Here is a 22,933-nt window from a genome sequence, read left to right as displayed (position 1 = left end):
TCCCCCATATTGATTAATCTTTATGCTGTGTTTTCATAAGTAACTCAAGTTCCTGCATAAAGTTATTAATATCAGCAAATTGCCGATACACTGAAGCAAACCTTACATAGGCCACCTGATCAATCTCTTTTAAGTGCTGCATCACAGACTCACCAATTTGCCGGGTAGAAACCTCTCGTTCCACACTATTATAAAGATCTCTCTCGACTTTGCTGACAGCTGTTTCAATCACATTAACAGGAACTGGCCGCTTTTCACAGGCTCTTAACAAGCCGCCTAGTAGCTTACTACGCTCAAACCTCTCCCGACGTCCGTCTTTTTTTATAACCATTAGTGGTATTTCTTCAACTACTTCATAGGTAGTAAAACGGCGGACGCAAACCGAACATTCTCTTCGCCGGCGAATAGAATTTCCTTCGTCGGCTGCTCTTGAATCAACAACTTTACTATCAGCTGCTCCACAAAAAGGACAGCGCAAATTTCACTCACTCCTTGATTACTCTAGTAAGTATGTTATACTATTTGTAGGTCATTCCCCGCAGTACTATATATTGTATCCTACATGTTATATATACGCCACATGTTGTATATCTCCTGCTTGATAGGAAATTTTAACATAAAAACTCTAACCACTACGCGGTTAGAGTTTTTATGTTATTCATGCTTTAGCCCACCGAGGCTTGTGCCTTCAACTAAAATTACATCCATGCCGATTTTATTGATCTTATCCCACGGAATAACCACATCTTCATTACGTCCAAATAGTCCTAAAAATTTCCCCATCCCTGGCACAACAATAGCGGTAAGCCGCCCAGTGTCAACGTCAATTTCTATATCAGTAATATGTCCCATACGCTTACCATCAATTACACTTATTACTTCTTTCAACTTCAAATCACGTGTATTACCAACAATGTTTTTATCTGGCATTAGTTACCACCTCCCTGATAAATATCTATGATAAGGGGAAGATAATTATGTTCCCTCCCTATGTAATAAGTAAAAATACCTCCTGTCGCAGTTATCCTACAACAGAAGGCTTTGTCTCAATGTCTATTTTTGTACGAGCTTAGGCGCTTAAACTTACCCAATTGCACGTCTTTTGATGGTGGATTCTTCAAGACTTCCAAGCTGGGCGGCTAAAGGAATGTTAATCTTTCTTCTGTGCGGCAGGTGCTACATGAAAAATTATCCGTATAACCCATAGAAGTATAACCGCTCCTACAGTACTTGAAATGATTGATCCGATTATTCCATATGTGGATATTCCCATATAGTTAAATATACTTCCACCGATAAAAGAACCTATAACACCTGTTACCAGATCGCCCCAGAAACCGAATCCTCCGCGCGAAATCATGCTGGCAAGCCAACCGGAAATTAATCCAATTAATAAAAACCAAATCATTATAATACCACCCTTTCCTGTAATAATTCTATCCTTCCCGTTTTAGTTTCATTATATACAGCTGGACGTACTCAAAAGATGTGGCCGGAAGATAAAAGTAAAAGCCACTCCTGTTGGAACGTCCCCAGCAGCAGCCTTGGTAGAATTACCGCAAAAATTTCACTGTAATGTCAGGCAAATACCTAGCAAAAGCACTAATTAATTCAGTAGTAAGTTCTTCATCATTAACAATACGCTCAATTGCATTTATCTCTATTACACCGTATGGTTTAACCAAACCCAGCAACGGGTGGTGTATTCCTGAATCTAGTTGGCCAGTATCTACACTTTCTACACGTAGCCCCTCCAGATGAAATGTATATTCGCCAATAACTTCTCCATCCCGGGTCACCTGAAGACCAACTTTGTTTTTACGGCCAGCTAGGAGGCTATCCGCTACAGAGTATAAATAAGGATGTTTTTCTTTCACGATACTGAGAATTTTTTCCCTAAACGGCACAACTTTTTCTTTGATGAATATGTCTGTTTCGGTCATATACATACCTCCCTATCGTATTCATATATAGTATTTCCGCTTGCATAATTTTAATTATAAAGCCCTGAACTAAAAAAGCCAGCTACCAAAGGTAGGCGTTATTACTGCAATTACCGAAATAATATATAATAGCTTGACATCGCAATGCTAAGTCTTTCCTTTTCCTCTAAATTATTCAAAGCTATATCTGTGTTTTCCAAATAGTCTACGTCAGCTTTTGTTTCGTTGTCTGCTTGAATTTCCAAATTTCTTCACTCCTTCTTTTTCACAACCTATTTTATATTATGCTTCTTACTATTTATATTATCCAAATTATCATCAATCACACTCATCGCGGCACCTCATACCTTACTTTCCAAATTTTCACTGCGTATTTCCTCGCACCACGGAAATACTAATCGAGAGGTGATTTTATGGACGAAAAACATCCTGATCGTACTAGTGAATGGAGGAAACAACAAGAAATTTTAAAAGAATATAGTAATAAAAAGTCATCAACTAAAGACACGGACGATATAAATAAAAAACATAGTTGAAGCAGCAATTTTTTCAGGATAAACTGTCACTAAGAGGTGATTTTTATTTCTCTGTATAAACAAGACATAAACGCAAATTCAAGGAAGGTTACCTTCGGCGATCCAAAATATAATTCAAATCGCGATAGCGCTAAGGAAAAGAATACTCAAAATAAACCATACTTACCGGATAAATGATGTTACCAGCTTTACTAGTCGGCTTATAATGGCCGGCTTTTATCTTTTCACTCCCGCTTGTCCAGTTATTAAGCAGCCGGGAACTACCCGGACTGACTCTCCTGTTGCTCACGTTTTTTAAAGTATCCTTCTAGCCAACCTTGTTCTATGGCGGCCTTAATTTCGTCTGGCAGGTTGTCTGCCGGATACTGTTCTGCCGGGTACCATATATCATCAACTTGGCAGCCTTTGAATATAAACTTGAGTTCCCTTTTCGCCACCATATCACCCCCGTAAATATATATGCTGGTATAGCCTGGACACTTGCCCCATATGCGGCGCCCCTCATTGTTAAGAATCAACAATGAGGGGCGCCGCATATGATATTTACTGAAAAATTTTCTATACTTGCCATTCCATTACAGTGTTATAAATTTAGCTGATTTACATATCTTTATGGAAGGAGGGATGGGAGATCTCTATGAATGCAGTGTACGTTCGTGTAAGCTCAGAGGAACAGGCTAAATCCGGCTATTCACTTGGAGACCAACTACAGGTCTGCCGCACCCGCCTGCTAAGTATGAGAATTACAGACATAAAAGAATATATCGATGACGGCTATAGCGGCGAGTATCTTGATCGTCCCGCCCTCGATGAGCTTAGAAATGACCTTCGTGCCAAGCTTATTCAAAACATCTGCATCTATGATCCAGACCGCCTGAGCCGTAACCTAACCAATCAGTTACTCATAGCTGACGAAATTGAAAAGTCCGGTGTTGCCCTCTACTTTGTGACCGGAGACTATGATGCCAGCCCGGAAGGTCGTTTGTTTTTCAGTATACGCGGAGCCATCAGCGCCTTTGAAAAAGCAAAGATTCGTGAGCGTACTCAACGGGGCCGGAAAGCAAAAGCTAACTCCGGTAAAATAGTCCATAATGGCCGGCCATACGGGTACAACTTTGATAAAGAGACTTCTATGTATATCATTAATGAAGATGAAGCCAAAGTAGTGCGAATGATTTATGATATGTGCATCAACCAAGGCATGGGTGCCAGAACAATTACCCTGGAGCTAGCACATATGGGAATTCAAGGCCGTAAAGCTGGTAAGCCCCTTTCTATCAACTGTGTCGAACAGGTACTGACACGCGACATGTACTATGGCCAGCACTACTTGTTCCGCCAGGCAGTTACCAAGACCGGACAGAACACCCGGGAAATCAAGAATGTCCCCCGCGAGGATTGGATACCCATAGCAGTCCCCCCCATCGTTGATTATGAAACATACCAGCAAGCCCAGAAGCAGCGACAAAAAAATAAGCGCTATGCAAAGCGCAATACAACCCATGATTACTTGTTGCAGGGTATCCTATACTGTTCGTTATGCGGGCGCTCTATGACAGCCTACGGACGGCCAGGGGCCCGTAAAAAGACAGATCCTAAGATGTATTACTATTACTCATGTATTACTAAAGAATCAGCTATCTATATGCTTGATCAACCTTGTCAGTGCAGCCGAATACCAGCTACTATTTTTGACGAATTTGTATGGACTATTTATGTTAATTCGGCTAAGAGCAGTAACAACCTGGACCGGTATATTAAAAAAGATGCTGTAAAGGATTATTCAGATGAGATTGGAAAATTGTCCAAGCTTGAGGCGGCTTTATATAATAAACGCACTGAAATTACTACCTGGTTCCGCGAGGATTTAATTGCTGCTGACACAGCCAAAAAAGAACTACAGAGTATTAATAGGGAATTGACTTCTGTTACAGCAGCCCTTACTGCTCTCCGTCACTCTCAAAGTAAGTTAACTATAACCGACCCTACCATCTTACCAGCGGAAATTTTAGCTGCTAAAACCTTTGCTGATAAGCAAAATATCCTCCGTCGATCAGGTATAAAAGTCTATGCTGTACGCCTTGAGGATTCGGTAGAATTTGAATTTAAGATAAGATAAGACTTGGCTTGTGCCAATTTTGCGCTTATTATTGTACCTCTGATTTGTTTAAGTCACTAGTCTTTAACATCTCTCCCCCTCCTCTATTTATAAATCTTCACAGGATATGCAGATTCAAGATTCAAGATTCTACAATAATTATATGAAGGACAAGGGATAAGCGTGCTAGTTATATTTATTAAATTTTTTTGCTGCTCAACAAAGTGCGAATTTACTAGGTTCTTGTTTTTTTGCCGGTTCCGTCGCATCAGCAAGTACCCCGAGCGATTTGATTGATAGATAGTAAATTTACAAATCAATAACCAAGATATTAAGAAGACTAAGCACATTTACACTTGTGCTTAGTCTTCTTAAGTGAGAACTCCATGTAAAAAGATAATCATTCGCGGCATCTAAGGAACGGTCAGTGTACAAAAACAATCTTTATGTAACATTACATTGATAATCGCAATATTATATATAAACCAGTAATGCCTTAGCTAGGGAGGGTGGTATCCTTATGCCAGAGTTATTAGCGGCAATCTCCCTAATTGGTCTAGTCGGCATTGGTGTATTCACTTACCTTCATTCCTGTCGCAAAAAATAGGCGGCATTTTGTTATTGCCTATTTTTTATGGTGTCTCTGAATTATCAGCCTCATTCTTACCTCATTTTTGTAGATTTCTTTATTCTAATTTCGTTCAGCGCTGAATTCCGGCATATAATGTTAAATCATTCGGCATCATCTTTCCTGCCATAGTTAACCACGATTGGTAACCAAGGTTCGACCTAAATCATATAGTAACGTGAATACAAAATCCCATTACCGCAGGAGGACAATTTCTATGAATGTTTTTTACGTGTTGCTATTGGGCTTTGCCGTCAGTCTTGATTCGTTTGCCGCAGGCATCGCTTATGGTTTAAAAACCATAAGCATGCCGTTTCGATCACTGGCTATAATTGGCCTGATCACTGCTGCATGCACCGGCTTTTCCATGTGGTGCGCCTATATACTTGGCCAATTTATCGATGTCCATATTGCTGTTATTTTCGGTTCGCTACTATTAATCACGCTCGGCGGATTCAATTTGTTCCAAGAATATCTGACCAAAGATATTCCCGCCTCTGATTTAGAAAATGAATTTGACACCCGTAAAGTAACTTTGAAAATAGGAAAACTAATCATCTGCATTATGGCGAATCCGGAAAAGGCCGACATTGATAAATCTAAATCCATCAGTCCCATGGAGGCGATCTTCCTGGGACTGGCTCTTGGCATTGACAACATGGTCGCCACCTTCGCCGCCAGTCTGATGGGATTCTTGCCCCTGCATACACCGCTGATAATGGGCATTATCCAAATGGCTTTTATCGCCTTCGGCAGTTGGTCATCTTCTCACCTGATATCGGAAAACTTGAAGAAACGGTTTCCTTTCTTGCCCGGAGCTATTCTTATTCTCATCGGATTATTCCGTCTAGTATAAGAGAAGCCCCTGGTTATCATTATTTGGTAGTTTAGCAATAACCAATCCAAACCACACAAGGCGTAGCCCTTAGAAAGCCCTCCAGCTATCACGTGTTTGTTGTTACTGTTAAGCAAATGTTCTTTTCCCCATTGCTCTCTTTGTTCTTGCCATAATAAAAACCTCCAAGTTGATGCTACTTTACACCAACTTGGAGGTTTACACAGTTTTGGGGATAGTCTCAATTTATCGGTCAGTCTTCAAAACTTTTTACTGCGGTGCTACGCCTAAATCTTCATTGGATGAAAAAGCTTTTGAGAACGTTATTGCCCACAAAAACAAATCCGTGGCAAATCAAACATTTGAGCCAGACCCGCTACAGTTACCCCGTAATAAATCACCGGCTGGCCTTGCTGTAATTCACGGTATGTGTCATTCACCAGTACAGTGCCAGTAGACAACACAAGATCCGCCCAACGGGCATGTTCCACATTCAAGGCAGCGTCGTAAATGCGGGTACCACAACGAATTTGGCCGATGTTATCCGGATTAAGGTCAGTTGCCCGCAAATCAAATCCCGCTTCCGTCAAAGCCTGAATCATGGCCGGCTGAAATCCAATAAACGCTATTTTGGGCTTTCCATAATGTTCCCGGATATACTGCGGCAATTTCTGGGCACAAAGAGCCGGCTCTTTGTCTTTACAATGAATTGTCGCCTCGGCTTTTTTTAAACTGCGCATTACCGCATTCAGCGTCGCGACAAAAACCGCCCTCCTAAAATTATTATCTAAAGGCATATGCAAAACATCGCCCAAAGTACCTTCAAACCGTCCCGGCTGATCAGTAAACGCCTGTCCGATTCCGTCATGAAATCGCGACTCCAGCATCACTTCTTTCCCGTTGAGCAACGGATAATCGTCCCGGTCCGGATTCCCAATCGCTTCCTCCGGAGTAAGATCGCGGGCCGAAACGATGAAAACCTTCTCCGTTTCTTCCCACCCATTATCCATCGCCATCTTGGCAAGCCGCGGTTTAGCTTCTTCTAGTAGTGACATAAAATACACTCTCCCTTATCAAAATATAATTAGGCTAAAGTTATAGAAAATAATTATTGCAAACGCACCCTAAGCTGATTCTCTATTGTTCTGATAAGCCGTTTCCCATTTTTGTAAGATCTATTTTGCATTCGTGAAACTGCATCACTGAAAGCTTATGGGCTATGCTTATTATCGACGCATCAGGCAGTCTGTCTAGGAGAAGCTGATAAAGTTTTGCTTCGCTTAATTCATCTAACGCCGATGTCGCTTCATCAAGAAACAGCCATTGAGGCTGGAGCAGCAGAGATCGGGCAAACGCCAGCCGTTGCTGCTCGCCAGATGATAATTGTTGTGTCCAATGTTGTTCTTCGTCAAGTTTCCCACACAACTGCGACAAGCCGCAGGCCTCCAACACTTCTATCAGACGATCTGCTTCATAATTAATAGCGGTGTCAGGATAAACCATGGCTTGTCGCAGAGTACCAATCGGTAAAAAAGGTTTCTGGGGAATGAACAACATTCGCGCCCGAGCAGGCAGCGTGATATTCCCCTGGCAGAAAGGCCACAAGCCGTTCAGGGTGTGAAAAAGGGTGGTTTTTCCACACCCTGACGGCCCATATAGTAAAATACGGCTACCTGGCTGAGCATCGAAGGTAATCCCATGAAACAACGGTCTACCGTCAGGCAGCCACACATTGAGTCCCGAAATGTGTATTTTCTCACCCACCGAGCCGGTTTGGCACTTGACTCCCTTCGGCCCTAAAGCCTCGGCTTGGACCATCGCCTTTTCAAAACCGATGAGTCGATCCACCGTGGCTTTCCATTCCGCCAACGCTCCGTAATTATAGATAAACCAGGAAAAGGACATTCTGGTCTGAGAAAACGCAGAAGCAGACTGTTGAATGTCACCAAGTAATACAGCACCGGAAAAAAGGCGAGGAACCATTACTACATATGGCAAGATAAACGACAACTGGTTATAACCACTGAAAAACCAGTCCAGTATCCTATTCCGGCGCAAAATATTCTGCCATACCCCGGCGATACTACCAAACCGATCAGCGAGGGCTTCCATTTCCCGGCATTCGCCACCGTATGCGGCAATAGCCTCAGCATTTTCTCGGAGCCGGACTAGGGAAAACCGATAATTAGCTTCATATTTCTGTTGTTCCCGGTTAAAAACACTGAGAATTTTCCCCATAAGGTGATTGACCCATGTACCGGCTAACGAAAAGAATAAAGCCAGCCAAAATAGAAAGCCAGTAATTTCCAGGCCGGCTACCTCCGGTGATCCCGGCGAATTCCACAATATAACAGAAAATGCCGCAAGTGATCCCATCGCATCAATAAAACCAAAAATCATGTTGATGGTCTCCACGGGAAAAATCCGCAAATCCTCAGCAATACGCTGATCAAGATTATCAGTATCGCCTGATGCATACTGTAAACGGTAATAATTCCGGTTTTTCAGCAGTTTCTCAGCATAGCGTTCCGATAACCATTGCCGCCAGCGAATTTGCACAAGCCCCCGTAAATATTTCTGACAGCCAAGCAACGGCAAAAACAGCAGCGACAAGCCCGCAAATCGGAAAAGCTGGTGGATACACTCAGCGGCATTCAATAAATGAATGGCATTAAAGAAAAGTTTTTGCCATTCATTTATCAGAACACTTACATAGAGACGAAAAATAATCAGGATTAGCACTCCTAACAGCATTGCCGCTGCTATCCTGCCTTCCCTCGACCGCCAAAAGGGACGGACGATGTGCCACAATTCTTGATAAAATGTTTTTGATTGAGCGGTCACTTTTAAGTTGCTCCTTCGAAATAGTTAACTATCATACATTTTAAAATGACTTTTCTACGCGCAAAGTATAACTTCTAGGTGTTCCCGCGTAAACACCACTAGAACTGCCTAACGCCCAATACTTCTCATTAGTCAAATTATATAGGTTGAGGGAGTAACGCCAATCTTTGATTTTGTAATGTATTTCGGCGTCAATCGTAGTATAGCCATCCATCCAACCTAAGCTATTATCATAATCGACTGCGCGGCTGCCGACACGAGTCAAACCGCCGCCAAAACCCAGCCCTTTACAAGGCCCTTCTTGAAATTCGTATGTACTCCAAAGTTTAAAGGAGTTAAGCGGCACATTGGGAAGCACGCTGCCTGAACTATAGGTAGCGTCTTTTACTACGCGAGCGTCACAATGAGAATAAGCGACCAGCAGATTCCAGCCTGGACGAAGTACGTAGCTAGCATCAAGTTCGAACCCTTTGCTGGTTTGCTTGCCAATTTGTTCATATTCTTGCGGGTTCGTTCCGGGAATAGCGTAGACCATATCTTCACGATTGATCCGGTAATTTGCTAACGTAACACTTGCGCGATTACTTATATCTACCTTCAAACCGCCCTCGATCTGATTACCGGTTTCAGGTTCAAAGTAAATCGTTTTAGTACCACTAAGCTTAGAGCCTTGTGGTTCGTAGGATGTGGAGTAGCCGGTAAATAAGGTAACTCCTGGAGTTAATTCATAGGTCGCCCCGACCCGCCAATCTTTGCCAGAATCATGGCTGCTGACACCATCCAAAGTGGTAAAGCTTGCCCCTGTAGCAACCTTAAATTTGGGCGAAAGTTCCATTATGTCCGATATGTAGCTCCCATATCGATTGCTCCAAGAATGATAGTTATTCATTGGATTCATAATCCTCGTTGGTAATGAGCTGGTGAAAATAGGATTGTACAACGAAACGCTGGGTAAATTGCCCCGATAATAATAGGGGATTTTTTGATCAAATTGGGCCCAGTCAAAACCAAATGTCAAATCGTGTTTAAGCCCCCAAGCAGTAAATTTGGCATTTGCTGCCGTATCCCACGCATAAACGCTGGTGCGCATCAGTCTATGCTGCCAAACTTGATTGACTGTAAGATTATCGAGATTCAGAGTCGACCCTCCTTGCGAATAGAAATTTGTGGTTTCATTGCTATATCGGAAGGCCGAACGGATGGACCAAATACTATTAAACTGGTGATCGATTTGTGCCGAAATACTGCGCCCTATATAATGTAATTTTATATTTGGATTATAATAATTCCCATCGTAAGGAACTAGATTATAGGGGGAATTTATTGTACCGGTAAGTGGCAGCAATCCAACAGTTGGACCATCGTGATCATGAAACTGTACTTCAAAAGTGTACACAGTATCTTGCCGGGGTTGGCCTTGCACAATTACGCTGCCGTCGAAACGTTTGAATTTAACGTCCTTTTGAAAAGAATGATTATCAGCATTCTGAATAATAGTCCGGGACAGCCATTTTTTATCATCAGTTAGCGGAATGGACATATCAATATCAGTCGATTTGGATCCCCATGAGCCGAACTCCGTGCCCAAGGTAAATGCCTGTTCAGACAACGGTTTTTTTGTTACATAGTTGATTGAACCTCCAGGCGTACCATTTCCGTACAGTACAGAGGCCGGACCTTTTAATACCTCGATACGGTCAAGATTTCCCACCCATCCCGACATTGAAATACACGGATCCCATAACCCATTAACAAATACATTGTCAGACAAAAAACCATTACCAAAACCTCGGATATTAAAACTTGTGTTGTACCAATAATTAGGAACTGCTTGGGCTACCGTTACCCCCGCCACATTAGTTAATGCATCGGCGACTGTTTTATTATTTTGCTCCTTCATGATTTTTTGGCCGACCACCGTAATCGACTGCGGCAAATCCTTATTTGCAACGTCTGATTTACTGCCGGTAGAACTTTTCGTAACTACATAATTATTTATCCCTTCGGCGTTGGGTTGCTGGCCAATAGCCAGTTTATTCTGCTTGTCCGCAGTAACCTCCACCGCAGTAATCTCCACCTCAGTAAATGGAACATTGGCCGCAGTTGAAGTCGCCGCAATCGAACTATCACTATTTTCGTGCTGTTCTTGCTTATCAGCTGCCTGATCCTGTTTTTGCTGTTTATCACCTTCGGACACCTGAGTGCTGTCTGATTGCGACACTGCATTTTCCGCCCCGGCAATACCTGCTCCATATAGAAACATGGCAATAGCAAGTGTAACACTGCAAAATGGTTTCCATGTTAAGTTTTTCGCCATTTTCCCCCTCCTCTTGAATAGTGCTAAGTGGTGAAGCATATTAGTTTTTAACTTTAAATCCAATTTCTTCAACAGCTTTAACAAGCGCTGCAGGATTAGCCAAGCCACCAATAATGGCTTCCTTTGTTTCCAAATCAACACTTACGTTTATTACTCCTGAAATACTTTTAAGTGCTTTTTCCACTTTACCTTTGCACATACTGCATGACATACCTTCAATTCTCAGGATAATTTGATTGGTTTGAGTCATTAGCTTCACTTCCTCCCTGTGCCAAACTATAAATATCTACAAATATAAACAAACATAAACGACTTATAATTATTGTCTATGTTTGTTTATATTTGCTAAAATGGTATAATATAATAAATAAAAATACAAGTAGGCACTTTTATATGACATACTACTATTTATAGTACCATTGAGAAAGGAAGCAATTTGAAATGACCAAAGCACAAAACCTTAGAGGTCTTTGTCCAGTGACTAATGCAACACTAACAGTTGCCCAAAGGTTAGTCACAGGTAAATGGAAATTCACAATTCTTTGGCGTTTAAGCGAGGGAACGAGAAGGTTTAGTGAACTTCAAAAACAAATACCCGATATTTCACAAGGAATACTTACACAACAGTTACGGGAACTTGAACGGGACGGAATAGTATTTAGAGAAATATACAAAGAAGTACCGCCAAAAGTCGAATACTCATTAACAGATATCGGACAAAGTTTTATACCGATTTTGAACGATGTGTTTGGCTGGATAAACAACTACAATAAAAAATTGAAGAAACAAGAAGAGCTTTCCGCAGCGGGAGTAAGTATTTCAAAAAATGATAGCATGATTGCAAATACTGACGGTTGTTCATGCGGCGACAGTTGTACTTGCGGTGACGCTTGCACCTGTAACGGCTAAGAAAAAATACATAGTTCCATAGACAAAAAAATGCCTAGACATACGTCTAGGCGAGCATAGAACACTGTATTTCGGGTATTGATTCGCTCCCCTTTGAAAGGGGAGCGTTTTTTCATTATCCAAACCGATTTTGGAAAATCGATATCACAAATATCCAGGAATACAGACTTTATGTATGTTTGTGATTATAGACCATACGGCATCACTGCTTATTGTTTGAACGGCTTTACTAAATCTTTTAATTCTGCCGGGATGTAAGGCAATTCCCTGGTGCGAACTAACGGATTCATAGAAATAAAACCTGCATCATTTAAATATTTTTGTCCATCTGTCAGAAGAAAGTGTATGAATTGCAGCGCTTCCTTGGAATGTGGGGCGTTATTCACCAGAGTAAGGCCATAAATTATTGGTTGTCCGTAAACTTGTTCAGTGCTGCCTGTTTTTTTGCCATTAAGCGACAGTGTTGCTTGCTTGTAATAGTTCGCATAATCCAAGGAAGAAAAATCGAGTTCAACCGGCAAGGTAATATAGTGATAGCCGCCTTGTTTGGCTGACGATTCATAAAAGAAGAAGTAATCCAACCGACCTGAATTCAGCATTTCTTTGATACTTTTTCCATCATTGACAGTGTTAGACTCATGAAAATTATTTACCAGCGCTTGATACAAGCCCTGTTTATGATAATATTTTTCGGCTAACTGCAATGTCAGAACTGCCCGGTAGCCGCCAGGATCCAAATTCGGATCAGTATGACCATACTGCACATCTGGCCTTGATAAAATATCATACCAATTATCACTGGTAATCTCATTAGCATACTTACTTTTGTCGGTAAAGGCTACAACTGTTTTATTACGGGCGAAAAATATATTAAACTTTGCATATTCAGGCATCATTAAATTATCAATAGTTTCATAGTCAGCAGAAGCAACCACGTCACATGGTCTCTTCAGTTCCGTTACTTTCCGGGCGGCTTCCCGGCTGCCACTTCCTTCTAAAGTGATTTTGATATCTGGATGAGATTTTTCATAAGCTTCGGCCGCTTTCTGGAATGGTCCGCTTAAACTGCCAGCATGAAAGACAATAACCTCCGTAATTGGGTGGTTTGGGCTCTCCTCGGCAAAACTGCTTTGTTGCCCCAGTCCAATGAGTACTACGCAGAGAAAAAGACCCATTAGTTTCATTAAATTACGATTCATTATCCATACCCCCTTTTGGGTTTTATTATAGTATTTGTTTGTTTATATTGGCAAGAGTTTAATTGACGAATCGATGCAACCCCTTTTTAAAAAGGAGAACGTCAATTCTAATCTAAACTTCACAAAAAATTTTTCTAACCAACATATACTAACCATATTGATTTATACACCGCCAAACAATATAATAGTAATTAATTATTCATGTTTGTTTATGTTAGTTTTCGTTATCGAATACCTCTTTGTTAAAGTTTCATAATCAGATAGTCTGCTCCTTAGCCGATTTACCTAATCCTTTCGTGGCATGGTATCCGGCCGATCGGTATAGCTGAAAACGGCTATATCTCCCTTTTGGAAAGGAGCAATATTTCAAGCAGTGCAAAGTTTTACACTTGTTTTATGTTCTTTTATTACGTTCGCTTGAATTTATTGCCAAGCCCTTTCCGTTCTGGATAGGCTTGGCATATTTTCGTTTAAGCTTGTCGCTTTAGTTAGCCTAATAAAATGTTACTAGGGAGGAAAAATTATGTATTCACGAATCAATGATCACAGTGATGTTTTAACCAATGGGAAGATTATGTTACTAACCGACAATGAACCCGGTTGCTATACACTAACTGACTTACAATACTCTGAACATGCCTTTCAAGAACTCCTTGTAGATACCCATAAAGCCATTCAAGAAGCTACCTTGTCTAAGAACGACTATACATTTGATACCTATGTTAATATCCTTGTAACGTTAACAAACAACCTAAAAAATATTACGGAGTCTCTGCTTGCAGTCAAAGCGGCAATACAGACAGCCAAAGGCGAACGAAGCACGACTATTGCCGCGTCTTACCAAATAGAAAGTGTCGAATGTATTACCAAAAAAGTAGTGTAAAGAGAATAGATCGTTTTATTTTTAATACAAAAAGGATGGTGATACCGCATGAAGATTTCGGATTTCATATTAGTAGCCAACAATATCCCGGTTGATACGCTCCCTCTTTTTGTCCAGCTCGCTGCCGATACATCATCAGCATACAAAGAAATAGACTTGCTTTATGAAATCGATAAAACTCGTTACCAGACTGCAGCCTCTCATTCTTCTTATGCTAATCATCCTTTGTTCACTATCAGCGGCATTGATCGACAAATTTATGCCTTAAAATACTTAGGCATGGTGCTTGTGGCTATGGAAGATGGCCCTTGTTCTCCCTTATTCGAACAGGTAATACGCATTCTGACAAAACGCTGGAGCAATCTGTATGGCTATATTAAAAATGCCGAAACAATTGATTTATCAAAAGCCGCTCAGCCAGAGTATTATGCCGAATCCGACAAAGACGTTCAATACCACAATCTTCTTACTGGCGCCGCAATACAATATCTTCAATATTTCATTGCAATGTATCCAGCTATTGATTTACCGCCTCATGCCTCCCTAAAATTCGCCATGTTTATTACCTGTGTTTTAGGCAAAAAAGCAATCATACCAGAACCTGAGACTTTATTCGTTGTGCAAACACTTGCCAGCAAGCTTGATAACACCAGCGATTTTCAACAATTAAAAAACAGGCTGAATAAACCAGCAATAAAAAAAATGGCCCGTCAACTTAAAAATGCGATATATCAAAAGGTATTTTATAATTATCTTGAACCCTGGAACGGCGACCATTTCTGGGAAGGAATGGCTCACTGCACCGCGTATTTGTCATCATCAACAGGATTATCCTTGGCATCACCAAAAATTTTGACAAAGATTAAAGAACGAGATGTTGAGCTACTTTGTCGCCTCTATATTATAAAGATGACCTCAGAATTATTCCGATCCAATCATACGCAAAGCCACGAGGATCTGGAATCAAAATGTGCCGAGTTTGTAATGTTCGGCTTAAGTTTACTCGAATTCATACGTGAGTATAAAAAAACGAGGAAATATTATTTTGAACAAAACAATCCTTTTCTATCTGCCGAAATGGATAATCTCAAAAAACAACTTCGAGCCTACGAAATAGAAGTTCGCAGGATGAGTGCAGATTTGGCAGCCAAAACCGATTTGCTGGCTCAAAAAGAAGAAGAGCTTAACGCCTTGGTTCTCAAACAAAAGTTCGTGGTGAATGCCTTAAGCAAAGAAACTGAGCTACTTCAAACTAAGCTTACGCAAGCGGAAAATCACCGAAGACAAAGTAAAGACATAGAAAACTCTAATAATATTATAAATTTAGCAACATCTAATCAACACTACAATATCGAGGCAGCATTAAGCACATTAAGCAACATTCACGCCTTGGTTATCGGCGGTGCTGAAAATTGGCAAACCAAGTTAAAGACCCAGCTACCTAATTTTGTTTATCTCTCCGGCGATGCAAACGGCTTTGATGAAGCGCTTATCATCCATGCTGATATTATTTTTGCCAATGTTCGCTGCAAATTCAGCCATGACTGTTTTTATAAGATGATCAAACTAATTCGCTATTACGACAAACGGTTAGTGTTTTTGTCCAAAACCAACATTCCCCTTACCATCCAACAGATGGCCAGTGCTGCAATTCCTACTTATTCAGTAGAAGAAAGCGTTGTAGCACACAGCAATATCAGGCGCGTTGTCGAAGTATAACAATCTCAGTAAAGTTTCACGCAATGAATACAAGCACAAAAAGAGCTTTATAAGTCCGACTTTCTAGTCTACATATTAAAACAGTCTCAACTCTGCATTTCGCAGAGCTGAGGCTGTTTTTTTACCCATTACACAATTTATTAATTAAAAATCTCAGCCAGCTTCCAGCAAATTTTTAAAGGTCTATCGCCATCTTCCTGCTGAGTATATTCTTTTGAAGAAGTAACTGGGGCTAAGGTCGTGTTAGTACCGTCAATAAAACATAGGGGTGGAAATAATACGCACCACCAATTTTGCCCAGCAGCCTCTCCCAGGAGAATGCGAACAGCCTGATACTCTCCCGCAGGCAACACTAAGCTGCCGTAGGAACGCACCGGAAACTCAAAACTACCGATTTGGATAGCTACAGGATAATCAACGCCGTTTTCGGCTAGCGTGTTTTTGGCTACCAGAACAAGTTCCTCTTGGCGGTTAGCTATAATGTTTTTAGCTGCTTGGGCATCAGTCACATCTTTGACATATGGGGTTAGATAGGCAATTACTGCATCGCGAACCTTTAGTTTAAGCTGTTGGTCTTGTACGCTATCGCTATTAGCCAAAATATGCAATCTAACATAATCACTGCTATTGGGTGTCACTGGTACCCCGTGTTTTTGCTGATAAAGAAGTACACTCCAGCCACCAGCAATAAAACAAACTACTAGAATTATTAACATTCGCTTACTCCACAAAGGTAAACTTCTCTCCATTACACTGCCTCCCAAGTAAATCATAAACTCTATATGTATTTGCGCATATGGCCTAATGCGGCCTTTTCCAACCGCGACACTTGTGCCTGGGAAATACCAATTTCATCTGCAACTTCCATCTGCGTTTTACCCTCAAAGAACCTAAGAGTAAGTATATGTTTCTCGCGGTCACTCAGTTTGCGCAGAGCTTCTTTAATTGCCACTCCCTCAAGCCAACTTAAATCTAAATGTTTATCATCACTGATTTGATCCATTACAAAAATGGGATCACCGCCATCATGATAAATAGGTTCAAATAAGGATATAGGCTCTTGGATTGCGTCCAGGGCAAATATTATTTCTTCTCTTGGCACCTTAAGTTCATCAGCAATCTCATTAATTGACGGCTCCCGTGAAAACCGACTGACTAACGAATCCCGTACTTGCAGCGCTTTATAGGCAACATCCCGCATTGAACGGCTTACCCTTATGGGGTTGTTATCTCTTAAATAGCGCCGGATTTCTCCAATAATCATCGGTACTGCATAGGTAGAAAACTTTACATTCTGTGCCAGATCAAAGTTATCAATAGCTTTCATTAAGCCAATGCAGCCAACCTGAAATAAGTCATCGACATATTCTCCCCGATTATTAAACCGTTGAATTACACTAAGCACTAATCGGAGATTGCTATAAATCAGCTGTTCCCGGGCGCCTTTTTCGCCCCCCTGCATTACCTCAAACAACTCACGCATTTTAGTGGCAGAAAGCACCGGGAGCTTCGCTGTATTTACACCACATATTTCGACTTTGTTGACAATCATGTTATTCCCTCCCCAGTTTTTCTAAGCTACTAAAACAACTTAACTACCCTACACAAGCATTATTGCCATGGCCTGCTGGTTTTATACTTCTGCTGCCAAAGAGATGCCTGACATTTTTCAAAAATAGGCAAAAAAAAAGAGCCGCAAGACTTCATTCCATGCGACTAATCTCTTTACGCAGCCTCTTTATTATTCTCTTTTCCAGCCTTGATATGTACGACTGAGATATCCCCAGCATATCAGCTACTTCTTTTTGTGTACGTTCATTACCGTCATCATTAAGGCCAAACCGTAGTTCCATAATTCTTCGTTCCCGCCCTGACAACTTGCTCATGGCTGTGTATAACAGGGTTTTATCAACCTCTTCCTCCACTGACTTATAAATAATATCATTATCTGTACCTAACACATCAGAAAGCAACAGCTCATTACCATCCCAATCAATATTTAATGGTTCGTCAAAGGATACTTCGGCCCGGGTTTTACTGTTACGGCGTAAATACATTAAAATTTCATTTTCGATACATCGTGAAGCATATGTGGCTAGTTTAATCTTTTTGACGGGATCAAACGTGTTTACTGCTTTAATTAGGCCAATCGTACCGATGCTAACTAAATCTTCGACACTTACGCCGGTATTTTCAAATTTGCGGGCAATGTAGACGACAAGCCGGAGGTTACGCTCAATGAATACACTTCTGACAGATTTATCCCCTTTTTGCAAACGGTTAAGCAAAAATATCTCTTCATCACTTGATAAAGGTGGCGGTAAAATTTCCGCGCTACCAACATAAAATACTTCATCAGGCTTCAGCCAGCCAATCGCCTGAAGTAGTGATATGATCCTTAGCCTTATATACAATTTAATTATTGGCCAGGTAATTCGCATGTACTTTCCCCCTTGGTCCTATTAATTTCTGTTATAAGCGCCGGATGTAAAAGCGCCTGACAATTGCTACCATCAGCAAAGGTACCATCGTAAATGCCGATAAGTACTTCTGAAGTATAGTACGAGCCCACATTGCTCATCACGGTAATACTATCCGGTCTAAAACCAAGCAACATATTGCGGCCCCCAACAGACTGGCAGGGAATAACCTCCACCCTGGCTAGCCAAGCTGAATCCTGACATTTGTCAAGATTAGCTAACCAGGAATCCGGCCGATTAGCTGTTAAGAATGCTGCAACCTGCCGGCCCAGTAGTTGAAGTGCCGATTGCAGAGAAAGCAGAACTACCGGTTTACGCCCCAGCAACGAATAGAGGCCATTGCCAGTATCCATCATACCTGTAATCTCCTGCAACTGCCCGGCATATTCTATTCTTGCCTGATAAAAAGTCTTATACCGGTACATTCTGGCCAGCAGTCTTTTGACAACCAGCAGGATGAGAACTATGGCTAAGACACTGCCTGCCATTAAATTGCCCCAGGAGAGTTTAATAGTAGTACCAGCTCTATAAGGCGCTTCCGTTTGAATAAAATACATCCAGCCCAACAAAGCCCCACCCAAAATAAAAGATACTATAAAAAAAATGCCGGTAAGTGTTACTGTCAGCTTTACTGACCTATAGCCAAAAGCCAATAAAATAATCACCACAGACGCTAAAAACTTTCCGGGTATACTATAAAATATAGCCATCTCCGGAAAGATACCGACTAATGTATATACGCCTCCCGCTACAGCCGTCATTAACAAGCGTTTCCAACAAAAAGAAATGCCTGCAGCATAAGCTGTTATTACTAAAATAATGCTATTCATAATAAAATTGATTAACAATACCACATCAGCATAAATGCTCACAGGCTATACCTTCTTGGATGAAATTTCATACATGAAAACATTTTACACATAAGACTATATGCTTGGAATCAAATTGTTATTCTAATTATACTAAGTTTTCCTTCAATAAAATGTAAATTCCTGCCATTTTATTGATTCCAAAAATAGACATAAAACCCGGCTCGTAATGAGCCGGGTTTTATGTTACATTCCTTATTTACTATATTATCTACCGCCGCATCCAAGCCGGAATATCTAAATCCCGCCCTTTAAACGGTTCAATAACCGTAGTTTCGCTTTTACCTGCACTTACCTTCAAAGGCAGGGGATCAAAGCCAGTAGCAATGACAGTTACCCGAACTTGGTCTTCAAACGCTTCATCAATGGTCGCGCCAAATATAATCGTAGCTTCAGGATCAGCCGCTTTAGCAATAATATCAGCAGCCTCATTAACTTCAAACAATGTAGTATTAGGACCGCCCGTAAAATTAAGTAATACACCTTTAGCACCGTCAATTGACATTTCTAAGAGCGGACTCTTAATCGCCGCTTCAACAGCCGTAATTGCGCGGTTATCCCCTGTACCAAAACCAATACCCATAAGTGCTGAACCAGCATCGCTCATAATAGTCTTAACATCGGCGAAGTCAAGATTTATTAGTGCCGGCACAGCAATGAGATCAGAAATCCCTTGCACACCTTGACGGAGTACATCATCAACAATCTTGAATGCTTCCATGATCGGAGTGCGTTTATCCACAACCTGTAACAATCGATCATTAGGGATAGTAATCAACGTATCTACTTTTTCCTTAAGCTTGGCAATTCCCCGTTCAGCTTGGAGCTGACGCTTACGTCCCTCAAAAGAAAAAGGCTTAGTAACAACCCCAACCGTTAAAGCTCCCACTTCCCGGGCACACTCAGCTACTATCGGTGCCGCCCCGGTGCCAGTACCGCCACCCATACCAGCTGTAATAAACACCATGTCCGATCCTTTAAGAACCTTAATGATGTCATCTCGGCTTTCTTGAGCGGCCTTCTCACCAATATCCGGATTAGCCCCCGCTCCCAAGCCTTTGGTTAGTTTCTCACCAATCTGAATACGATAAGTAGCTTCAGAACCAATCAATGCCTGCGCATCTGTATTTATAGTGATAAATTCTACGCCCTGCAAGCCAGCGCCAATCATTCGATTGACGGCATTATTGCCACCACCGCCCACACCAATAACTTTTATTGAAGCAAACTGGTCCAAGTCCATGTCAAATTCCAACATTACTAAGTTTTCCTCCCTTACCATCTATCAAATTTTCAATAATTTTTTAGCCTTACGGATCAAAGCATTCCAAGCACTGTAGCCTTCTGCAACTGGCTCACTCGTTGCAATTTTGGCTCCATGGCTTATAATGCCATAACACACAGTATTAGTTGCATGCGCATATTCACCAGCCAATTGCGCTGGCTTAATCGTTTCGGTATGTATCTGAAACACTTTGGCTATGCAAGCGCCCATACTGGGCATTGTCCCTGAGCCACCCGTCAAATAAATACACTCCAAAGTTTGTCCATTTACAGTTAGATGCTTGTCCAGAAGCGGTTTAACCGAATCATACAGCAAACCAACAATTTCATCTACTCTACTTTCAATAATATCATATAAAAAATCAAAAGAAATATGCTTATCTGTAGTTCCGTAATCATTACAGTCCAGAACCACTCCTTGATTATGCAAATCAGGAGACAACCTGGAATAATATCGCTTAATTTCTTCAGCATGGACTCGGTTAACACTCAATCCCTGCATCAAATCATTGGTTATATAATCACCGCCCAAGGGTAACGAGGCTGAAGCGCAAAGCTTACCACCAACATAAATAACAACATCGGCCGTACCTGCCCCAATGTCCATAAAAATAAAGTTATTACGCTCATCAGGCAACTCTTTCCTCAACGTTTCTGCAGCCACAATACCATTAGCAACAATGCCATTCAGGTTAAGCCCAGTTTCGGCAAGCGCCTGGGTTAGTCCTTGCACAATTACCTTCGGCGCCGATATTATGTGAGCTTCTACCTCAAGGGCGGCGCCTGGTTTGACGACAGATTCCCTGGTTGAAAACACATGTAAAATTTCATAATTAGTATCGGCAACGGCAAAGGCTGCTGCTTTACAGGCGCGTTCAACATCTTCACGTGTCACAGTTCCTGAAGTTATTGGGGCAATACTACCAATACTATTTTGCATAACAAGTGATGAACCGCTAATACCTAAGTATACACAACCTGTCTCCTGGCTGTCAGCTGCCATAAGAACACAATCTACTGCCTGTCTTATAGAATGAGTCAAAGCGTTACTGTCCGTGATAACTCCTCTATCGTAGCCGACTGTTGGAGCAGCACCACTACCTAAAATGTCCACACTGCCATCAGCTAGCATTCTGCCAACAAACACTTTGATCATACCTGTGCCAACATCAATAGCTAATATATTTTTTTTATTCATAACTCCCTCGCAGCACAGTATTATGTTTCTTCAAGAATAGTTTCAACAAAAGTGCCATTTTCCCTTTTTTTAAACCGAAAAATCTATATTTATTTTACATTTAAACATAAAGAAAGCTTCAAAGCCAAAACGATGCTAGGATGACTTTGAAGCTTTTTTATTATTTTTTTAAAAAATAACGACGAATGATTGCTAGATTTTGAAATATCCGTAAGCCAAACGCCAATAGAGCAACATAATATAAGTCAATTCCCAGACGGTCGCCAATATACACCAAGCCTGCGGCCAACAAAGCATTTGTAAAAAAGCCGGTGATAAATATCGTATTGTCAAATTTTTCTTCACTGCCTGCTCTTAGTCCACCAAACACAGAATCAAGCGATGCCAGCAACGCCACTGACAGAAACTTAGCATATTCTACAGGCACTGTAATCGGAAAAGATATACCTATAAGTACACCTATAATAAGTCCGGCAATCGGCAATGCCATACTAAAGACCACCTTCCTGTGCCGGCTTGGCGAGTTCAAACCGAAAAGTGCCCTTAAATGCCGGAACTTTTACTACTTCTTGCGTTTTGATTGTTACCTGAATACCCCAAAACTGTAAGGTTTCAATCACACCGCCACGCATTTTTAGTGCATTCTCTAATGTTGTTGGCTCACCAATAACGCGAACTTCATAGGGTGGTGAATAGCGCGAATTATTGACTGATAACGTTGGCCCGGCACAACGAATTTCGGAACTGGCAATAAGCCGTTGTTCGTTAATCGACATAGCTTCCGCACCTGCTGCCCACAATTCATTAATCACTTTAAGGATATCATCATCGTGAATCAGATACAAATTAGGGTTTTCCCCCGGCTTAGATGGCCGCTTACTATCATCAATTGTTACAATAATACCAGGTCCTTCGACAGCTACTACACCGGCCCCCATCTTTATCCTCTCAAATTCCTTAGACGCGGCTTCAGCGCCTGAAGTACGCTTTAATTCTTGAACTTGATTAACTAGCGCGTCCCGCTCCTTTTCGGTCTGACTTAGCCGTTGGGATAAGTCCTCAACCCTTTGATAGGGAATACTTGACTTAATGTCTTGCGTAGTACGGAATTGCACCGCCAGCATAATGCCCAATACTACGCAGACCAGGGCAATGGCAAGCTGCCCTTGCTTGATGGGTAACAAAATATCG

24 protein-coding genes, 1 pseudogene and 1 riboswitch are annotated in these 22,933 nt (G+C 41.4%); of the genes and pseudogenes, 6 read left to right on the top strand and 19 right to left on the bottom strand.

Annotated features, from left to right (window positions below; all coding sequences use genetic code 11):
- Positions 1-13 precede the first annotated feature (13 nt).
- The 5 genes from nrdR to SALPA_RS31655 all read right to left on the bottom strand — a co-directional run bounded on the left by nrdR (position 14) and on the right by SALPA_RS31655 (position 2,188).
- The gene (gene nrdR / locus SALPA_RS21850) at positions 14-478 is read right to left on the bottom strand and encodes a transcriptional regulator NrdR (protein ID WP_145098940.1); all 465 of its coding nucleotides are present in this window, start codon (positions 476-478) and stop codon (positions 14-16) included.
- A 176-nt stretch (positions 479-654) separates the two neighbouring features.
- Positions 655-930 carry a YlmC/YmxH family sporulation protein gene (locus SALPA_RS21845; protein WP_145098937.1) on the bottom strand — a complete coding sequence of 92 codons (276 nt, stop codon included), beginning with the start codon at positions 928-930 and terminating at the stop codon, positions 655-657.
- 220 nt (positions 931-1,150) lie between these two features.
- Positions 1,151-1,408 (bottom strand): GlsB/YeaQ/YmgE family stress response membrane protein, encoded by a 258-nt coding sequence (locus SALPA_RS21840; protein ID WP_145098934.1) that lies wholly within the window; start codon positions 1,406-1,408, stop codon positions 1,151-1,153.
- A 145-nt stretch (positions 1,409-1,553) separates the two neighbouring features.
- Positions 1,554-1,943 carry a hypothetical protein gene (locus SALPA_RS21835; RefSeq protein WP_145098931.1) on the bottom strand — a complete coding sequence of 130 codons (390 nt, stop codon included), beginning with the start codon at positions 1,941-1,943 and terminating at the stop codon, positions 1,554-1,556.
- A gap of 110 nt (positions 1,944-2,053) precedes the next feature.
- Positions 2,054-2,188, bottom strand: coding sequence for a hypothetical protein (locus SALPA_RS31655; protein WP_255451298.1), 135 nt, complete (start codon positions 2,186-2,188; stop codon positions 2,054-2,056).
- A 168-nt stretch (positions 2,189-2,356) separates the two neighbouring features.
- Between SALPA_RS31655 and SALPA_RS31650 the strand changes: the two genes are divergently transcribed.
- On the top strand, positions 2,357-2,479 hold the full coding sequence (locus SALPA_RS31650) for a hypothetical protein (protein ID WP_255451297.1): 123 nt from the start codon (positions 2,357-2,359) through the stop codon (positions 2,477-2,479).
- A gap of 260 nt (positions 2,480-2,739) precedes the next feature.
- On the opposite strand, the gene SALPA_RS21830 is transcribed toward SALPA_RS31650, so the two are convergent.
- Positions 2,740-2,919, bottom strand: coding sequence for a hypothetical protein (locus SALPA_RS21830; RefSeq protein WP_145098928.1), 180 nt, complete (start codon positions 2,917-2,919; stop codon positions 2,740-2,742).
- A gap of 197 nt (positions 2,920-3,116) precedes the next feature.
- On the opposite strand from SALPA_RS21830, the gene SALPA_RS21825 reads away from it, so the two are divergent.
- Both SALPA_RS21825 and ytaF read left to right on the top strand, forming a co-directional pair.
- Positions 3,117-4,598: a recombinase family protein gene (locus SALPA_RS21825; RefSeq protein WP_145098925.1), complete on the top strand. Its 1,482-nt coding sequence runs from the start codon at positions 3,117-3,119 to the stop codon at positions 4,596-4,598.
- A gap of 785 nt (positions 4,599-5,383) precedes the next feature.
- Entirely contained in the window at positions 5,384-6,061 is a 678-nt protein-coding gene (ytaF, locus tag SALPA_RS21820) for a sporulation membrane protein YtaF (protein WP_255451296.1), read from the top strand.
- 302 nt (positions 6,062-6,363) lie between these two features.
- Here the strand turns inward: ytaF and SALPA_RS21815 are convergent, their stop codons facing one another.
- The 4 genes from SALPA_RS21815 to SALPA_RS21800 form a co-directional block, all read right to left on the bottom strand.
- Positions 6,364-7,095 carry a Rossmann-like domain-containing protein gene (locus SALPA_RS21815; RefSeq protein ID WP_145098923.1) on the bottom strand — a complete coding sequence of 244 codons (732 nt, stop codon included), beginning with the start codon at positions 7,093-7,095 and terminating at the stop codon, positions 6,364-6,366.
- 82 nt (positions 7,096-7,177) lie between these two features.
- Positions 7,178-8,884 (bottom strand): ABC transporter ATP-binding protein/permease, encoded by a 1,707-nt coding sequence (locus SALPA_RS21810; RefSeq protein ID WP_145098920.1) that lies wholly within the window; start codon positions 8,882-8,884, stop codon positions 7,178-7,180.
- 40 nt (positions 8,885-8,924) lie between these two features.
- Positions 8,925-11,201: a TonB-dependent siderophore receptor gene (locus SALPA_RS21805; protein WP_186451172.1), complete on the bottom strand. Its 2,277-nt coding sequence runs from the start codon at positions 11,199-11,201 to the stop codon at positions 8,925-8,927.
- 40 nt (positions 11,202-11,241) lie between these two features.
- On the bottom strand, positions 11,242-11,451 hold the full coding sequence (locus SALPA_RS21800) for a heavy-metal-associated domain-containing protein (protein ID WP_145098914.1): 210 nt from the start codon (positions 11,449-11,451) through the stop codon (positions 11,242-11,244).
- Positions 11,452-11,642: 191 nt separating this feature from the next.
- Between SALPA_RS21800 and SALPA_RS21795 the strand changes: the two are divergent.
- A pseudogene (locus tag SALPA_RS21795) lies at positions 11,643-11,969 on the top strand (winged helix-turn-helix transcriptional regulator); the annotation flags it as partial.
- A 350-nt stretch (positions 11,970-12,319) separates the two neighbouring features.
- Here the strand turns inward: SALPA_RS21795 and SALPA_RS21790 are convergent.
- Positions 12,320-13,309: an extracellular solute-binding protein gene (locus SALPA_RS21790; RefSeq protein ID WP_145098907.1), complete on the bottom strand. Its 990-nt coding sequence runs from the start codon at positions 13,307-13,309 to the stop codon at positions 12,320-12,322.
- 256 nt (positions 13,310-13,565) lie between these two features.
- Positions 13,566-13,684, top strand: a riboswitch (molybdenum cofactor riboswitch).
- 148 nt (positions 13,685-13,832) lie between these two features.
- On the opposite strand from SALPA_RS21790, the gene SALPA_RS21785 reads away from it, so the two are divergent.
- Positions 13,833-14,192, top strand: coding sequence for a hypothetical protein (locus tag SALPA_RS21785; RefSeq protein ID WP_145098904.1), 360 nt, complete (start codon positions 13,833-13,835; stop codon positions 14,190-14,192).
- Positions 14,193-14,240: 48 nt separating this feature from the next.
- Positions 14,241-15,911, top strand: a complete 1,671-nt coding sequence (locus SALPA_RS21780; protein ID WP_145098901.1) for a hypothetical protein — start codon at positions 14,241-14,243, stop codon at positions 15,909-15,911.
- Between the two features lie 140 nt (positions 15,912-16,051).
- Here the strand turns inward: SALPA_RS21780 and spoIIR are convergent, their stop codons facing one another.
- The 8 genes from spoIIR to SALPA_RS21740 all read right to left on the bottom strand — a co-directional run bounded on the left by spoIIR (position 16,052) and on the right by SALPA_RS21740 (position 22,926).
- Positions 16,052-16,660: a stage II sporulation protein R gene (spoIIR, locus tag SALPA_RS21775; RefSeq protein ID WP_186451171.1), complete on the bottom strand. Its 609-nt coding sequence runs from the start codon at positions 16,658-16,660 to the stop codon at positions 16,052-16,054.
- Positions 16,661-16,689: 29 nt separating this feature from the next.
- Positions 16,690-17,463 (bottom strand): RNA polymerase sporulation sigma factor SigG, encoded by a 774-nt coding sequence (gene sigG, locus SALPA_RS21770; RefSeq protein WP_145098896.1) that lies wholly within the window; start codon positions 17,461-17,463, stop codon positions 16,690-16,692.
- Positions 17,464-17,614: 151 nt separating this feature from the next.
- Positions 17,615-18,352 (bottom strand): RNA polymerase sporulation sigma factor SigE, encoded by a 738-nt coding sequence (gene sigE / locus SALPA_RS21765; RefSeq protein ID WP_145098894.1) that lies wholly within the window; start codon positions 18,350-18,352, stop codon positions 17,615-17,617.
- Positions 18,331-19,263 (bottom strand): sigma-E processing peptidase SpoIIGA, encoded by a 933-nt coding sequence (locus SALPA_RS21760; RefSeq protein WP_145098891.1) that lies wholly within the window; start codon positions 19,261-19,263, stop codon positions 18,331-18,333. Before SALPA_RS21760 ends, sigE begins: the two co-directional genes overlap by 22 nt.
- A 208-nt stretch (positions 19,264-19,471) precedes the next feature.
- On the bottom strand, positions 19,472-20,518 hold the full coding sequence (gene ftsZ / locus SALPA_RS21755) for a cell division protein FtsZ (protein ID WP_145098889.1): 1,047 nt from the start codon (positions 20,516-20,518) through the stop codon (positions 19,472-19,474).
- 27 nt (positions 20,519-20,545) lie between these two features.
- A complete protein-coding gene (gene ftsA / locus SALPA_RS21750; RefSeq protein ID WP_145098886.1) occupies positions 20,546-21,742 on the bottom strand; it encodes a cell division protein FtsA in 1,197 nt (398 codons plus the stop codon).
- A gap of 160 nt (positions 21,743-21,902) precedes the next feature.
- Positions 21,903-22,232 (bottom strand): small basic family protein, encoded by a 330-nt coding sequence (locus SALPA_RS21745; RefSeq protein ID WP_094605637.1) that lies wholly within the window; start codon positions 22,230-22,232, stop codon positions 21,903-21,905.
- Between the two features lies 1 nt (position 22,233).
- Positions 22,234-22,926, bottom strand: a complete 693-nt coding sequence (locus SALPA_RS21740) for a DUF881 domain-containing protein (RefSeq protein WP_145098883.1) — start codon at positions 22,924-22,926, stop codon at positions 22,234-22,236.
- Positions 22,927-22,933: the final 7 nt, after the last annotated feature.

Origin of the sequence: Sporomusa sp. KB1 (genome assembly GCF_007830295.1) — a bacterium.
Classification (GTDB): domain Bacteria; phylum Bacillota; class Negativicutes; order Sporomusales; family Sporomusaceae; genus Sporomusa.
This window is presented reverse-complemented; position numbering and strand designations above follow the sequence as displayed.